The 15,417-nt window shown below is 63.5% G+C and carries 17 protein-coding genes; 10 read left to right on the top strand and 7 right to left on the bottom strand.

Going from position 1 to position 15,417, the window contains the following annotated elements:
* The first annotated feature begins 2 nt into the window (after positions 1-2).
* The 4 genes from CEY05_RS22070 (at position 3) to CEY05_RS22055 (ending at position 3,346) form a co-directional block, all read left to right on the top strand.
* Complete coding sequence (locus CEY05_RS22070) at positions 3-1,361, top strand: MmgE/PrpD family protein (protein ID WP_088597207.1); 1,359 nt, start codon at positions 3-5, stop codon at positions 1,359-1,361.
* 24 nt (positions 1,362-1,385) lie between these two features.
* Complete coding sequence (locus CEY05_RS22065; protein WP_198952857.1) at positions 1,386-2,015, top strand: polysaccharide deacetylase family protein; 630 nt, start codon at positions 1,386-1,388, stop codon at positions 2,013-2,015.
* A complete protein-coding gene (locus CEY05_RS31495; protein ID WP_198952856.1) occupies positions 2,012-2,296 on the top strand; it encodes a hypothetical protein in 285 nt (94 codons plus the stop codon). Before CEY05_RS22065 ends, CEY05_RS31495 begins: the two co-directional genes overlap by 4 nt.
* A gap of 693 nt (positions 2,297-2,989) precedes the next feature.
* Positions 2,990-3,346: a hypothetical protein gene (locus CEY05_RS22055; protein WP_088597208.1), complete on the top strand. Its 357-nt coding sequence runs from the start codon at positions 2,990-2,992 to the stop codon at positions 3,344-3,346.
* 95 nt (positions 3,347-3,441) lie between these two features.
* On the opposite strand, the gene CEY05_RS22050 is transcribed toward CEY05_RS22055, so the two are convergent.
* The 6 genes from CEY05_RS22050 to CEY05_RS22025 are packed head-to-tail and all read right to left on the bottom strand — an operon-like array spanning position 3,442 to position 9,006.
* Complete coding sequence (locus CEY05_RS22050; protein ID WP_088597209.1) at positions 3,442-4,074, bottom strand: aspartate/glutamate racemase family protein; 633 nt, start codon at positions 4,072-4,074, stop codon at positions 3,442-3,444.
* Positions 4,075-4,084: 10 nt separating this feature from the next.
* Positions 4,085-4,774 (bottom strand): dipeptidase PepE, encoded by a 690-nt coding sequence (pepE, locus tag CEY05_RS22045; RefSeq protein ID WP_088597210.1) that lies wholly within the window; start codon positions 4,772-4,774, stop codon positions 4,085-4,087.
* A 16-nt stretch (positions 4,775-4,790) separates the two neighbouring features.
* Positions 4,791-5,498, bottom strand: a complete 708-nt coding sequence (locus tag CEY05_RS22040; protein WP_088597211.1) for an AroM family protein — start codon at positions 5,496-5,498, stop codon at positions 4,791-4,793.
* Positions 5,499-5,521: 23 nt separating this feature from the next.
* Positions 5,522-6,454 carry a DUF1177 domain-containing protein gene (locus CEY05_RS22035; protein WP_088597212.1) on the bottom strand — a complete coding sequence of 311 codons (933 nt, stop codon included), beginning with the start codon at positions 6,452-6,454 and terminating at the stop codon, positions 5,522-5,524.
* A 54-nt stretch (positions 6,455-6,508) separates the two neighbouring features.
* Entirely contained in the window at positions 6,509-8,182 is a 1,674-nt protein-coding gene (locus tag CEY05_RS22030; protein WP_088597213.1) for an OPT/YSL family transporter, read from the bottom strand.
* A gap of 56 nt (positions 8,183-8,238) precedes the next feature.
* A complete protein-coding gene (locus CEY05_RS22025) occupies positions 8,239-9,006 on the bottom strand; it encodes an IclR family transcriptional regulator (RefSeq protein WP_158219382.1) in 768 nt (255 codons plus the stop codon).
* Between the two features lie 215 nt (positions 9,007-9,221).
* Here CEY05_RS22025 and CEY05_RS22020 point away from each other — a divergent pair, with 215 nt between their 5' ends.
* The 6 genes from CEY05_RS22020 (at position 9,222) to CEY05_RS21995 (ending at position 13,601) form a co-directional block, all read left to right on the top strand.
* Positions 9,222-9,785, top strand: coding sequence for a hypothetical protein (locus CEY05_RS22020; protein ID WP_198952855.1), 564 nt, complete (start codon positions 9,222-9,224; stop codon positions 9,783-9,785).
* A 35-nt stretch (positions 9,786-9,820) separates the two neighbouring features.
* Positions 9,821-10,417 carry a hypothetical protein gene (locus CEY05_RS31035; protein ID WP_143220558.1) on the top strand — a complete coding sequence of 199 codons (597 nt, stop codon included), beginning with the start codon at positions 9,821-9,823 and terminating at the stop codon, positions 10,415-10,417.
* A gap of 245 nt (positions 10,418-10,662) precedes the next feature.
* Positions 10,663-11,646 (top strand): DUF1852 domain-containing protein, encoded by a 984-nt coding sequence (locus CEY05_RS22010; protein ID WP_088597216.1) that lies wholly within the window; start codon positions 10,663-10,665, stop codon positions 11,644-11,646.
* Positions 11,647-11,671: 25 nt separating this feature from the next.
* Positions 11,672-12,700: a methionine synthase gene (locus tag CEY05_RS22005; RefSeq protein ID WP_088597217.1), complete on the top strand. Its 1,029-nt coding sequence runs from the start codon at positions 11,672-11,674 to the stop codon at positions 12,698-12,700.
* Between the two features lie 95 nt (positions 12,701-12,795).
* The gene (locus CEY05_RS22000; RefSeq protein ID WP_088597218.1) at positions 12,796-13,305 is read left to right on the top strand and encodes a flavin reductase family protein; all 510 of its coding nucleotides are present in this window, start codon (positions 12,796-12,798) and stop codon (positions 13,303-13,305) included.
* A 71-nt stretch (positions 13,306-13,376) separates the two neighbouring features.
* Complete coding sequence (locus CEY05_RS21995; protein WP_088597219.1) at positions 13,377-13,601, top strand: hypothetical protein; 225 nt, start codon at positions 13,377-13,379, stop codon at positions 13,599-13,601.
* A gap of 67 nt (positions 13,602-13,668) precedes the next feature.
* Here the strand turns inward: CEY05_RS21995 and murJ are convergent, their stop codons facing one another.
* On the bottom strand, positions 13,669-15,246 hold the full coding sequence (gene murJ / locus CEY05_RS21990) for a murein biosynthesis integral membrane protein MurJ (RefSeq protein ID WP_198952854.1): 1,578 nt from the start codon (positions 15,244-15,246) through the stop codon (positions 13,669-13,671).
* Positions 15,247-15,417 lie beyond the last annotated feature (171 nt).

Raw genomic sequence — 15,417 nt, 5'->3', positions numbered from 1 at the left:
GCATGGAACAGCATTACCTGGACACGCTGGCGCGGTTCATCTGCGATGCACGGTTGACGGATCTGGATGAAGCCACGCTGCGGCACGGCCGCTGGGTCATCGCCGATTCCATACCGGTAGTCGCCGCGGGCATGCAAGTGCCCGAGATGAAAACATTCGCCAGCAACCATCTTGCACAGGCCGCCGCCGGTCATGCGTGGGTACTTGGAACGGGGCAGCGTGCGGCGCCGCTGGACGCCGGCCTGCTCAATGGCAGCGCGGGCTGCTGGCTGGAACTGGACGAGGGCAACCAGTTCGCCAAGGGACATCCCGGCATCCAGGTGGTGCCGGCCGCGCTGGCCGTGGCGCAGGAGACCGGTGCATCGGGTGCCGATCTGCTGCTTGCCACCATCCTGGGCTACGAAGTGTCGTCGCGTATCAATCGCGCGGGCAATATGCGCCTGAGCATCCATCCGCATGGCACTTATGGCGTGATTGGCGCCGCCATCGCGGTGGGCAAACTGCGCGGGCTGGATGCGACGCGAATGCGCGACCTGATCAGCATGTCCGCTACCATGGGTATGTCGACGAGCCGCAATACGCTGCTGGAAGGCTCGACCGTACGCAACATCTACACCGGCCACTCGGCGTATATGGGCCAGATCGCGGCGCGGATGGCGCAGGCCGGCTTCAAGGGCGAGCGCGATGGCGTGGAGTCGGTCTATGGCAAAGGCGTCGTATCCGACAGCTACGACGCCGCGAGCGTCATGCATGCCCTGGGCCAGGAATGGCTGATCACCATGGGCTACTTCAAGCTCCACCCCACCGGCCGCTATGTGCACACCGCCATCGATGCGCTGGAGGATGCGCTGGCGCAAGTGGGCGGCCGCCTCGACGCCGGGTCCGTGGAACGGATCGACGTCAAGGGCTATCGGCTGGCCGCCATGCTGAACGGCAAAGCCATCACCACGAGTTTCGGCGGACGCTTTTCGATTCCGTTCGCGCTGGCCACCATCCTGCACCACGGCCATTCCGGCCTGCTTCCCTTCGAGGATGCCGCGGTCGCCAACACCGATGTGCAGGCACTGGTGCAGCGGGTCTACGTGGAAGAAGATGCCGCCTATACCGCTGTATATCCGGGCCTGCAGCGTTGCGACGTGACCATCCGATTCAAGGACGGCAGGCCGCCGCTGGTCGGCCATTGCGAAATGACCAAGGGCGAGCACTCGCGCCCGCACACCCAGCAGGAGCTGCAGGAAAAATTCATGTCCCTGGGCAACCCCATCTGGGGCGAGTCCGTAACGAGTCGCCTCTTCGATGCGTGCATGCGAATCGAAGCCATCAGTGACATGCGTGAATTTTCGAAGGGCTACACCCTGTAATCGATCCATGCAACGGAACCCGCCATGCTGAGAACCCACGGCCGTTATGGCTACTCCGCGATTTCGAAACGACCCGACTACAGCTTCCCTGACGGCAGGCGGCTCGCCGTGCATCTGTCATTGAACGTGGAACACTTTGCGTTCGGCGAGGGACTGGGCAATGACTACGGTGCACCGCAGGCGCAGCCCAATACACGCAGCTTCGCGTGGCGCGACTACGGCAACCGCGTCGGCGCCTGGCGCCTGCTGGAGTTCGCCGACAACTATGCGCTGCCGTTGGAACTGCTGATCAACACCGAGCTGTACGACTACTGCCCGCAGATGGTCGCCGCCTTCAGCGCGCGTGGCGACGAGATCGTCGGCCACGGACGCACCAATGGCGAGCGCCAGGGCGACATGACCCTGGAGCAGGAACGCGCCGCCATCCAGGAGGCCACCGCCGCCATCGAACGGCACGAGGGTGCCAAGCCCATGGGCTGGCTGGCGCCGTATATTTCGCAGACTCATGATTCACTGGATCTGCTCAAGGAGGCCGGCTACCGCTACATGATGGACTGGCCGTTGGACGACCAGCCGGTGTGGTTCGAAACGAAGCACGGCCGCATCCTGGCGATACCGTATTCGCACGACCTGAACGATTCGCTGGAAGCGTGACGCGCCGCACGCCCTCGCAGCTGTATTGCGAAAACCTGATCGACCAGTTCGACGAAATGCTCGAAGAATCGCAGCGCCGGCCACTGGTCATGAGCATAGTCCTGCACAGCTTCATCCTCGGACAACCGCACCGCTTGCGTCAGTTCCGCCACGTCATCGAGCACATCTTGCGGCACCGCGATCACGTCTGGCTGGCGCGCGGTGGTGAAATATGCCGCTTCATCGAGTCGCTGCCCGACGGGGTGGTTCCGGGCAGCCCGGGGTACGTCGACCGCGGCTAGGATCCGCGCCACCGTGATTGTCCGCGAGCGTGGTGCCGACCGGTGTGGTGGCGATGATCGTGAACCAATATAGAAACGGGTGGAAGCGATGGGCCCTGACCTGCGCGGTCACTGCTACCGGGAAGATGACCGCGAGAATGCCCGTGCTGATTAAACAACCGAGGTTCATGGACATCGAAAACGCGTCGCCGCAGCGTCGCTGGTCCGTGATGGTTTGACACAGAGGCACTCCTTTGCCTGAAGAGGACGTCGAACGCTATAGCGCTCGAAAAAAGGCAGATCGGCTCAACGAATCGCTCATGGTGGATCTGCTCGGCCGCATGGGTGCCGCACCTTGGAAGGAAACGTACTACGCGCTGCCGCAACAAGAATGCTGGACCCTGAAGCGAGGCGCTGCGCCCAAAACCGTCACTCGGCGCACCCTGGCTTCCGTTATTGGACCCCGTCCTGCGGCAAGATGAGTGTTTGTGTACGTGGCGCCGTATCCCTTTCCGCTGCCAAAAGCAGCAGCTTGAACCCGGTGAACCTCTTGTCTGCCCATCCATTTGGCCAATCTGTCACCGCGTCGCGCTATCGGCCATAATCGATTCACCCGGCCGCTGGTTGCCGGCAGGCTTTCCGTCTTCGCTTCCGCTTGGATTCACAAAAACCGGTAGCGGGCGGCCCTTAGCGTAATCAGTGCGGACCATTTCGATGACGACACCGGAAACGCCTCGCGACGCATCAGTGCCCGCACACAGCCCCAGGCCGCGGGAATTGCCCCAGGGTTATCGGGCCGGACTGATCACGGCCATCACGGTGTTGCTGGGCTTTTCGCTGGGTTTCCTGCGTTACTGGGGCCTGGACGCGCCGGGCGAATGGAGTGCGCTGTCGGTGCTGCCGGGGGCGGCTTTGTTTCTTGGCACCCTGCTGCAGATCCTCACGCTCTACCGGGCCCTGCGCCTGGAGGACGAAGCCGAGGATGAATACCGGAAAACCGTACGGTGGTTTATTGCGTCGGCGCTGGTCCTGCTGGTGGGCGTGACCGCGGCTTTGTGGGAAGGGGCGTGACCGACGCCCGCGTGTGATCGGTTCGTACCGGTGTCAGCCTCGGCCATCGAGCCAGCAGGGATACCTTGCCCTGCCGCACATCACCCCGCTACACATCACCCCGTCCATTCCGCCGCGAACATGCCTGCGGCGGTGACCGCATCGACGGCGGCGCAGCCGATCTCGGCGCGGATGCGGGGCGCGAGGCCGATGGTGGTAAGCCCCGTGCACGAGAACACGATGACCTTGGCGCCGGCGTCATGCAGGCGGCGCGCACAATCCAGCGCGGCGGCGCGGCCTGCGGGTGTCAGCAGGTCCACGGTCTTGGTAACGCCATCGGGACGGGCATACGTCACGTCCTCGCCCAGCAACCGGCGAAAGGGCGCCGGGGCCGCATCGCCTATCCCTATGACCGCGGCGGGCAGGTTCAGGTACGCGGCCACGCGCGCGGCGGCGCTCCCGGCCGAGACCACGGGTACGGTCACGGCGGCACGCAGTTGCGCCAGGCCAGGATCGGCCGCACAGCTCAGGAACAGCGCCGTGCATCCCTCATCCTGCAGGCGCTGGCCCAGGCGGACGATCTTGGGCACGGCCAATGTTTCGCTTGCCAGGTCGTAGATGCCGTCCGGCTGGTCTTCGATGCATCGCGTGACGGACTTCAGGCCGAATTCCGCTTCCAGGATCCGTCCGTGTTCCAGCAATACCGACTGGTCGCTCGTGGTCAGTACCCGGATGATGCCCAGTGGCATGGTGTTTCCTTTATCCAGCCAGCGTGGCGGGCGCGGCGATGTCGGTCGAAGGCTGGCCGGCCGTGAACAGGCGGCCGGGGAAGGGGCCTTCGAAGCGTATCTGCTGGCCGCGTACGCGCAGCCAGTCGCCTTCGGGCAGGCCGAAGACCGTGGTGTCCGGATTGGCAACCAGGAATTCCGCGATGCGCTGGTCGCGCGTTTCGCCTTGATGCCCTGGCGGCAAGGCATTGTTGTAGTGCGGATTGAGTTGCAGGTCGATCAAGCCCAGGGCTTCGAAGCCGCCGGGATCGGTGATGGGCATGTCGTTGGTGGTGCAGATCGTCGGGCAGGCAAGGTTGGCACCCGCGCTCCAGCCCATGTAGGGCGTGCCCGCGGCGACCGCGTTACGGATGGCGCGCAGCCAGCCGCGCTGGCGCGACTCGCGCAGCAGTTGGAAGGTATTGCCGCCGCCCACGATGACGAGTTCGAACCGTCCGATGTCGGTCGCCTTGACCGTGTGTGCGCCAGTCAGCACAAGGCCGGCCGGCGCCAGCGCCTGCTGCACCTTGTCGGTGTATTCATCGAACGTAGTGGTGACGCCGGCGAACGGCAGGAACAGCGCCTTGGTGCGCGTACCGGCCAGTTCGCGCACCAGATCGGTCGCGTGGGTGAGGTAACTGCCGTCAGGCGAGCGTGAGTTGCTGAGTAGAAGAAGATTCATGGTACATCCAGGCCATTCAGGCGAGCAGTTCGGCGGTGAGCTTGGCGATGAGCGCGTTCGACAGGATAACCGGCAGGCCGCTGGCGCGCGACGCTGCGTGGCGATGCGCTTCGGTAAAGCCCATGCAGTCCAGCAGCAGCACTTGCGCGCCGCGATCGCGCAGCGCCACGGCGGCGCGTTCGAGCTGCTGCACGTTGTCGGAATACGGCGAAGCGGCTTCGCAGATCGGCGGCTTGGCCAGTGCGGCAAACTTGCCGGCCTCGCTGGCCGCCTGCTGCGGCAGCGGCACGACGATGCCGACCTGCCGGTCGCCGGCGATGGCGGCGGCGGCCGGCGGCACGATGCGGTCGGGTTCGACCAGCCAGGCGGGGTCCAGATCCAGGCCATGGAATTCGCCTGTGCATAGAATCAGGACGACCTGGCAGCCGCTGGCTTGCAGTTCGGCCAGTTTGCCGTCCAGGTCGCGGCGCACGGCGGCCTTGTCCAGCGTGACCGAGCTGCCATCGAGCAGGCGGGTCACCAGCAAGGGTTCGCCTTCGCGTGGCGCGTAGCGCGCGGCGATTTCCTCGCGCGACAGGCCGTCGAGTACGCCCAGGTGGACGCATTCCACGCCTTCGGGCAAGGCTGCACGCAGGATGGGCGTGATATCGGCACGCGGTGCCTGGCCGATGGTCAGGGTGCCCAGGCGCTTGCGGCCGGACGTCGTGTGGGCATGGTCGGTCATCTCGTTTCCTCGCAGCGGCCGGTTCAGGCGCGCTTTTGCAGATGGGCCAGCGAACCGTACAGCTTCAGCAATTGCTGGTACTCGGCTTCATCATGGAAATGGCAGGTGCCGCGCGTGAATTCCTTGGCGACTTCGACGGCGAAGCGCACCGTTGACGCGATGTCGTATTCGTCGCTGGCGCCCGTGCCGCAGCCTGGCACCACGCTTTGCGCGCAGATGGCCACGCCCACCGTCGGTACGGTGGTGGCAGTGGAGGGCTGCAGGATGCTGTTCAGGTGGTAGACGCCATTGCCGTAGGGCGTGATGTCTTGCGTGGTGATAGGGAACGTCACGGCCGGCCGGCCGCTGGTCATTTCCATGATGCGCACCAGGTCTTCGGAAACGCGCAGGATGTAGCCTTCCTTCACGGTGGGCGAAATGGCATAGCCCTTGTGATTGAGAATGCGATTGCCCTTGGTGGTGTCGATGGACAGCACGGCGTCCATGTCCGGCGTGATCTCGTTCTCGTTCAAGGTCTCGGTGTCCATGGGCGAGTCCATGAAGTCGACCGGTTCATGCGGACGGGTCGGCGCATCGGGGCAGATGTGCGTGCTGAGCACCACATCGCCAGGCAGCGGGTCGCCTTGCTGGCGCATGTGGGCCAGCTTCAGCGCAGCGGCCACCGCCGCCACCGCGCCGTCTCCATCCGACACCAGGCCGATGCGGCTGGGCCGTGCGCCCACGCCGCCCAGGCGGCCCACGATGCCCAGCGTGGGGGCGCCGCCGCCGGCATGCTTGCCTTCGGTGCCTGCTATTTCCACGCGGACGAGGTCGGTCTTGCCCTTGGGACCTGTGATGGTCTTCACCGTGACCTTGGCGTATTGGGCGTAGGGCGCGAGCAGGTCGACGACCGTCTGGCCGTTGCAGTGCGCGCTGTCGAGGGCTTCGTAGGCTTTGAGGGTCTGGGTAAGGCTCATGAGGGTTCCTTGTGTTGGGAGGCGCGGCAGGGCCAAGACGGGCGTGTGCGTCGCCTACTTGGTTTTCACGTGGGCGCGCGCCATGGAATTGAAGAAGCTGTAGAGCGCGTCGCCGGCGATGCAGCCTGCCGCGAAGACCTCGGCCTTGCTGCGAGCCGAGTCGCCCCAGCGCTGCTGGATCACCAGGCGCAAGGCGATACCGACCAGCACGGCCCAGCCGGCGCTGGCGTTGAGGATCAGCAGGCCGGTGGAGAGCAGCACGCCCAGTTGGCGGCGCGGCCCCCCCACGAACTGGATGATGGCGCCGGGTATGGCCCACATCAGCAGCTTGCCCGCGACATCCGGCGCGATGCCGGCCTTGATGGTGGCGACATAGACCTTGGCCACCGGCGGGATCAGGTTCTGCGCGAAGTAGGTGCCGAAGGAGAAATACACCATGGGGATGGCGATGACGAAGGCCAGCATGCCGGCGGCCAATTGCTGGCGGCGGCCTTCCAGTTCGAAACGCGGATCCGCGCCGTGGCCGCGCAGCATGTAGCCCGCTTTCAGGTCATATCCCATGTCGGCGAAGGCCGGGCCCGTAGCCGCGGAAAAGCCGCACAGCATCACCAGCGCGATGGGCGGAAAGCCCAGCAGCATGCCGATCAGCAGCGTAATCAAGGCGACGGCAAAGGCCGGAAACCAACCCGAGTGCATGGCCGCGATGCCGACGATCATCTCGTGCACGAATGCCGCGAAGGCAGCGTAGAACACGAATAGCACGAGCATGGGCAGCGACATCTCGCTGTACAGCCCGCTGCCCAGCGCGATCAACGCGGCCAGCACGATATACGCGATCGCGCCCAGGCGCAGTGTCTTGCCGAGGTTGTAGGAAATGTGGCCGGCGTCATCAGTGGCGCCGGCCGCGCCCTGCGACTTCAGCGCCGGCGCGCCGGCCACCGCGGCCCCCGACACGGGCGGGGTCGCTGCGGGTGCGGCCGCGGCGGCCGCGTCGGCACGGCCGCCGCGCCGTTGGCGAATCTGTCCGATGACTTGCAGCAGCGCCACCAGGCCGGCGCCTATCATCAGGCCATGCGGCAGGTAGATGGCGTTGATGTCCACGCCGGCCACCGGTTGGGCATAGGCGCGTATCAGCAGGCCGACGCCGAACATGGACAGCGCCCAGATGTTGCCCAGGAAGGCCGTGCCGAACGCCGACATCGGCACACCCAGCCACGTGCCGACCAGCCCCACGCCGATACCCAGGCCCAGCACGCCAGCCTGCTTGCCTCCTTCGTCACCCGCCTTGATGGCTTCGGCGGCCGCCGTGCCGGGAGGCCATGCGCCGGACGCAGGAAAGATGCGTGTGTCGAACATGCGATAGAGCAGATAGCCGTCCAGCAGCATGGCCAGCGATACGCCGATGAACATCGGCATGACCAGGTCGTTGCGCCCCATCAGGAAAGGCACCGCGATGGGCAGGAGAAGGCTGTTGGCCGCGCCGAAGGTGGCCGAGGAGATGGCGGACTGCGCCAGGTTCTGTTCGTGTACCGAGCGGAAACGGCGCAAGAAGCCTAGCGGTATGCGCGCGATCAGCATGGCGATCAGCGCGCCGATGATGGACGTGTTGGGCGTGACGCCCAGTGACGTCAGCAACTGTATGCCGATGATGGCGCCGAAAACGCTTAATAAGGCCAGCAGCACCAAGGTGCTGCCGGTCAGGGCGCGGGGGTGAGTGGAGGTTTGCATGATTTCCCTTGAACGTCGTTTTTATGGCGCGATGCCTTGAATTGCCTTAAATCGCCTCAAGGCCGCGCGGTCCAGAATTCGTCCCGTGCGGCCCGGCCGATGGCGCGTGCGTGGCCGACCAGGCGCTGGGTCAGGGATTGCACGAACGCGGGATCGTCCTGCGGCACGGGGAAGCTCAGGCAGAAGGCCAGCGTTTCACCGCTTTCCGGATCGGCCACCGAGCAGCTGATCGAGCCGACGCCTGGCAGCGCTTCATCCATCGCAATCGACCAGCCGTCGCGCCGCACCTCGTCCAGGCGCGCTCGCAGCGCCTTGAGGTCGCGCGGGGCGCGTGCGGGCACCACCGGATAGTTGTCCGCATAAAGATCCGCCAGGGCGCTGTCGGACAGGCGGGCGAGCAGGGTGCGGCCGGTGGACACGGCGACCGCGGGCGAGCGGTGGCCGGGCCACGTCACGACCCGCAGCGGTTGCGTGCCGTGGCGTACGCGCAGCACGACGACATGGCGGCAGGTTTCGTCCAGTACGGAGATGTAGCCGGTATGGCCGGTTTCCTGCACGAGCGCCTGCAGGGCGTCTTCCATCCGGTCCAGGATCGAGGAAGACGCGCGCACCTGATGCGAGAGTTCGAGGATGAGCAAGGACGGGCGATAGGCCAGCGTGCGCGTGTCGCGCTCCAGCAGGCCGCAGGCCGTCATGTGCTTGAGCACACGCGACGCCGTGCTCTTGGGGACGTCGAGTTCGTTCACCACATCGGTGACGGTGAGGTCGCGGCCGCTGCGCGCGAGCAGTTTGAGGACGTCGGTGGCGCTATCCAGGATGCTCATCGGTGAGTTCCGTAAAATGGAACCGTGTCTTGGAAAACGGAACACGGGCATTTTATGCGCAAGCGCACCAAAACTGGAACTCAGTGAAAACCCTGTGGTGAAAAGTCTGAGCGGCGCCGGCGGCCCTCCGCATTTGAGGCCTCGGCCCACTGGCGGATGAGCCGGTATAGTTGGCAGTCCCGAAGCTTGCCAAGCGAGCCTGGGGAAGGAATACCGTGACGGCCGTCTGGCAGTCGTCACCCTGTTTCTACCGACGGCGTGACGGGAGCGTACGCAGGATGCCGAAAGCCAATAAAAAGACCTTGCCCAAGGATTTCGATGAATTGTCGAAGGCCGGCGACGCCGGTGCGATCAAGGCGGTGTTCGAGGGTTGCGATGTGAACGCGCGGGGCGGCGTCTGGAAGCAGACGGCGCTGGCGTTGAACGAGCTGCCCGATGACGTGGCCGCATGGCTCGTCGAGAACGGCGCGGATATAGCGGCGCGGCCAGTACCATGCAGGGCGAGGCGATACGCATCTCGGGGCGTATTGCAGGAGAACTGGATGGCAATGGCGGCATCAATTGGGACACCCAGTTCAAGCAGATGGCCGACGCATTGTTTGTCGCACCTGGGCGTCGGCCAGCCCTTGCCGGCCCCGGCGCTCCAGGAAGCCGCCACGCTGGTTGGCGAAGTGAAGCGCAAGAACGGCGATACCCGGCGCCTGTGCGAACTGGCGGTGCAATGGGTGGCATTGAATCCCGCGCCCATCGCCTTGCCTGCCCCCGCGTACGAGCGCTGATGGTCCGCGCACAGAGACTTACGATGCGAAAGCGAATGATAGGAAGATACCTGGCTGCCGGTCTCCTGGTAGCTCAACTAATCCCGCTGACGGCTCACGCCGAGGTAGGGCCTGCGGTCGAAGTCTCCGGCTGGCTGCTCGAGCATGACGCCGAGGCGCCCAAGCTCTATAGCGCACGGATGGCAGGGGTGGCCCACTATCTGAAGAACTCCCCGGGCCACGCCACGCTGGCATTCAGCTGCCGAACCGATGCGCCAGGAGTCACCATGGAGCTTGCCGTCGAGCCGACCCGCTTCGGTTTCAAGACGGACGATTATGAAGGGCCGGACGCGACGTTCTCCGGTCCGGTCACCTTTGCCAACGATGGCGATCCCGCCGTGGCTTTCGAGGTGGCCGGCTGGTTCGGCGACGGCGGTCCTTTCGACACCGGCATACCGTTCATCTTCGGCGTCAACCGCGGCGCCGCGCTGGACTCCGCTGTCCGTCGCTGGCTCGCGCCCCATGCCGTGGGGAAAATGCTGAACGTCACGGTGCCTGCCGCCGATAAGGGCGCGCCGCTGACAGTGCAGTTCCGCTGGCCCGACGACGATGCGGTCTTCCGGCGCGTCGTGTCGATGTGCCTGAATAAATAGGCGGGGCGCCGGGGTGGCGTTCTCTCCTGGACCGCAGACTCAGCGAAACCACGGCCTCCCCGGGCTGTTCCCAGCATGAACAGGACTAATGATTCCATTGAGATAAATTCGCTATATCGGTGGACGACTCCGCATAGAATTCGTGCCTACATTATCAATGTCAAGACTGCTGCATAAAAAATAAAGAAGCTCGAAAGCTCAAGTAGACGCAGGCTTGATCTCAGAAATCAGGGCACGGGATCACCATGAGCAAAGCGTTCACATTTGCCATCAAGAGCATTTCCTTCGATGAGGACTATCGTCCCTCGGACACCACGCGTATCACCACCAATTTCGCCAATCTGGCCAGAGGGGAAAGCCGTCAGGAAAACCTGCGCAACACCCTCAGGATGATAGACAACCGTTTCAACGCCTTGGCGCATTGGGATAATCCCAAAGGCGATCGCTATACGGTCCAGTTGGAAATCGTGTCCGTCGAGATGAGCGTGGATGGCGAGCGCACCGGCAATGCCCTGCCCTTGATCGAGATATTGAAGACGACCATAGTCGACCGGAAGACCGACGAACGTATCGAGGGCATCGTCGGTAACAACTTCTCGTCCTACGTGCGCGACTACGACTTCAGCGTGCTCCTGCTGGAACACACGAAGAACCAACCCGTATTCAGCGCGCCGGACAATTTTGGCGATCTTCATGGGAAGCTGTTCAAGGCTTTCGTGAATTCAAGTACCTACAAAGAACATTTCAGCAAGCCGCCCGTCATCTGTCTAAGCGTGTCGAGCAGCAGGACCTATCATCGGACGGAAAACCAGCATCCGGTCCTGGGCGTGGAATACCTGCAGGACGACTATTCCCTGACCGATGAATACTTCAAGAAGATGGGCTTGAAGGTCCGCTATTTCATGCCGCGCGACAGCGCCGCGCCGCTGGCCTTCTACTTCTCCGGCGATCTGCTGAGCGATTACACCAACCTGGAGCTGATCAGCACCATCAGCACGATGGATACGTTCCAGAAGATCTATCGGCCGGAGATCTACAACGCGAATTCCTCGGCAGGGAAGTCCTATCAGCCCAGCCTGAAGCACCAGGATTATTCATTAACCCGGATTGTTTACGACCGGGAAGAACGGAGCCGGTTGGCTGTCGAGCAGGGACGGTTTGTCGAAGAGAACTTCATCAAGCCATACCAGACGATTCTCGACCAGTGGTCCGCTCAGTACGCGCTTTGACGCATCAAATAAAAGGTTATCGAACGTGAAAAAATTGTTGCCCACTTCAACCGCCGGAAGCCTGCCCAAGCCCTCCTGGCTGGCGGAACCCGAGAAGCTTTGGTCCCCCTGGAAATTGCAGGGTGAGGAATTGACCGATGGCAAACGCGATGCCTTGCGTTTGTCCTTGCAGGAACAACAGCACGCCGGGATCGATATCGTCAGCGATGGCGAACAGACGCGTCAGCATTTCGTCACGACGTTCATCGAGCATCTTGACGGCGTTGATTTCGAGAAGCGCGAGACCGTCAGGATTCGGGATCGCTACGATGCAAGCGTCCCCACGGTCGTCGGTGCTGTCTCTCGCCAGAAACCCGTTTTCGTCGAAGATGCCAAGTTCCTGCGTGAGCAGACCAAGCAACCCATCAAGTGGGCGCTACCGGGTCCCATGACGATGATCGACACGCTGTATGACGCCCACTACAAGAGCCGCGAAAAGCTGGCTTGGGAATTCGCCAAGATCCTCAACCAGGAAGCCAGGGAACTGGAGGCCGCGGGTGTGGATATCATCCAGTTCGACGAGCCCGCATTCAACGTCTTCTTCGACGAGGTGAATGAGTGGGGTGTTGCCACCCTGGAAAGGGCCATCGAAGGGCTCAAGTGCGAAACGGCCGTGCATATCTGCTATGGCTACGGCATCAAGGCCAATACCGATTGGAAGAAGACGCTGGGATCCGAATGGCGGCAGTATGAGGAAGCGTTCCCCAAGCTGCAGAAATCCAGCATCAGCATGGTCTCGCTGGAATGCCACAACTCGCACGTTCCGATGGACCTGATCGAGCTGATCCGCGGCAAGAAGGTGATGGTCGGGGCCATCGATGTGGCAAACCACACGGTTGAAACGCCCGAGGAAGTCGCCGGTACGCTGCGCAAGGCACTGCAGTTCGTCGATGCCGACAAGCTCTATCCGTGCACCAACTGCGGCATGGCTCCCTTGCCCCGGCACGTTGCACGAGGCAAGCTCGCTGCCTTGAGCGCCGGTGCGGAAATCGTCCGCCAGGAACTCGCCAAATAATTCAGTGCGGGAAATGGCCGTTGCGAACTGCTCGCGACGGCCAGACGCCCGGAATATCCTGGTCTCTCCAGTTGCACCCGCATTCAGTTCCTGCCATGTCACTTTCCAGTACTGCCATCGAGCCATCGCATTTTCGCGAAGCACTCGGGCACTACGCTTCCGGCATCACGGTGATTACGTCGCTCGTCGACGGCGAGCCGATCGGCTTCACTTGCCAGTCGTTCTATAGCGTGTCGATGAGCCCGCCGCTGGTGTCCTTCAGCGTCAAGTCCACTTCGGGTAGCTATCCCAAGATTCGCCAGGCGGGCCGGTTCGCGGTGAATATCCTGTCGGAGGAGCAGGTTGGTATTTCCAACCAGTTCGCTCAGCGAGGCTCGGACAAGTGGCGGGGGATAGGGCGGCAGGATTCGCCGCTGGGAAATCCGCTCATCATTGGCAGTCTGCATTGGCTCGATTGCGAAATCTACGCTGAACACGCCGCGGGTGATCATCTGATCGTGATCGGTGAAGTGAAAGCGCTGGACGTGCAGCAAGTGGCTGCCACGCAGCCCTTGCTGTATTTCAAAGGCCAATATCGGAATATCGCCGCGCACGGCGGTCTTTGAGGCAATGACGAGAAGGGCTGACGCCGGCCGCTTCCCGCGCTAGGATGTGTCTTCTATCAAGAGGAGACATCATGGATTGTTCGGTCGAAGGAAAAGTTGCGTTCGCGGATGGGTATGCCTATCACTTCGCCACGATGGACGCCGCGCTGGCGTTCGCCGAGTGCGTCAAGGGGGGCGGCAATCCCGGCGCCTGCGCCACCCAGCATGGCAGCACCAGCAAGGTCCAGCTTGAGGACGTGGAGGCCCAGGAAGAAGCCGAACGACGCCAGGACGACAGTCCCGGCGTTATGCCATAGGCGGGGGATTGTCAGGCTCCGCGTATATGCTGGCGCGGACCGCATGGAGAGATTGCGCCCGCGCGGTTCAGCGTTTCAATCGCCGCGCAAACCCCTGCACGAGGGTCCGGCATTCCGGGATCCCCGCCATATACGTAATGGCGAAATACAGGCAACCGTAGACGCCCAGCACGGCTGCGCCCAGCAGGACCGGGTGCTGCAAGCCAAGGGCGATCTTGAGGGCGTAAGCCGCGGCGGCGGCGACTGCCGCGGCTGTCCATAGCGTCAGCAGCAACGAACGAGGCAGGCCCGTGACGCCGATGCGCCTGTTCATGCCGCGGCGGAGCAAAAACAGTTCGATCCACCCTGCGAGGCCCGCCGATGCGGTGAGGCCTATCGTGCCCCATTGCGGCGCGACACCTAGCAGGGAAGGCAGCACGAGTGCGCAGAACAATCCCAGCACCGTCGTCAGCAGCAGGCGCACCATCGCGTAGCGCAAGGGTGTGCGCGGGTCGAGCAGTGCATAGTAGGTGGACGAGTACAGGCGGCCCAGGGTGGATGCCAGCAAGCCTATGCCCGAGCCGGCCAGGATGCCCCACACGAACAAGGCATCGCCGTGCGTGAAGCGGCCCGACTGGAACAAGGCCGCGGTAATGACGTCGCCCAGCGCGAAGAACGCCATGGCCGACGGCACCACGAAGAAAGCGATGCGGCGCATGCCGCGGTCGAGGCGCTGGCGCAAGGCGGGCAGGGCATCGGCGGTGTCGCTGCCGCCCAGCGAGCGCGCCATCGCCGGCAATTCGGAGGCCGAGATCGCCATGCCGAACAGGCTGACGGGAAGCATGTTGATGGAGGCTGCCGTGGTCATCGCCGCCATCGCCCCCGGGCCCAGCAAGGTCGATATGGCCTGGTCCACGTACGAACTGATCTGTCCCACTCCCCGGCTCACGGCCACCGCGCCGAAATTGCGGAAGACCTCGCGAACGTTGGTGTTGCCGCCCTCCAGCCGCAGCGGCAGTTGCCCTGTAAGTCTGAGCACCGGCGGTACCTGGATCGCGAACTGCAGCAGGCATCCCAGTGTGGTGCCCCAGGCCAGCCAGACTGCCAGCGAGGGCAGGCCGGCGTTCCTGAACGCCACCATGGCCGCGATCATGGACACATTCCATATGACCGGCGCCGAATATGAGAGGAAGAACTTGCCGTGGCTGTTCAGGATGCCCAGGCACCACGCGGACCCTACCAGCAAGCCTATGCCGGGGAAAAGGATGCGGACGAGCAGGATGGTGAGTTCCCGCTTTTCGCCGGTATAGCCCGGTGCGATCGCCCAGATAAGCCACGGCGTGGCCAGGATGCCGACGAGCACGATGAGGGAGATCCCCAGCGCCAGCATGGCGGCGATGGCACCCGCCACGCGATCCGCTTCCTGCTGCTTGCCTTGCGCCATTAGCCGCGCATAGACGGGAATGAAGGACGCGGACAGCACGCCCTCGCCGAACAGGTTCTGCAGGAAATTGGGCACACGCAGCGCGGAGCTGAATGCGTCCGCGATGTCGGACAGGCCGAAGTAATGGGAGAAGACCCGCTGCCGGACGAGTCCTACCAGACGGCTGCAAAGAATGCCTGCCGCCACCAGGAAGGCATGGCGCCCGCTACTTTCCCTGGGCATGGATGAGCCTTGAAATGTGGCGATTCTAGCAAAGTTGGCGCGATCATCGAACCGTTCTTCGGCCGACGCGCGTGATGCAGACTGACGTGCTGGCGTGCGCGGCTAACGGATGCCAGATTTTGGGAGCTCGAGCGCGCCCTAGCGCAAGTAGACCAGCAAGGCCGTCAGGGT

The sequence above is a fragment of the Achromobacter sp. HZ34 genome, from assembly GCF_002209485.1.
Lineage (GTDB): Bacteria > Pseudomonadota > Gammaproteobacteria > Burkholderiales > Burkholderiaceae_B > Bordetella_C.
This window is presented reverse-complemented; position numbering and strand designations above follow the sequence as displayed.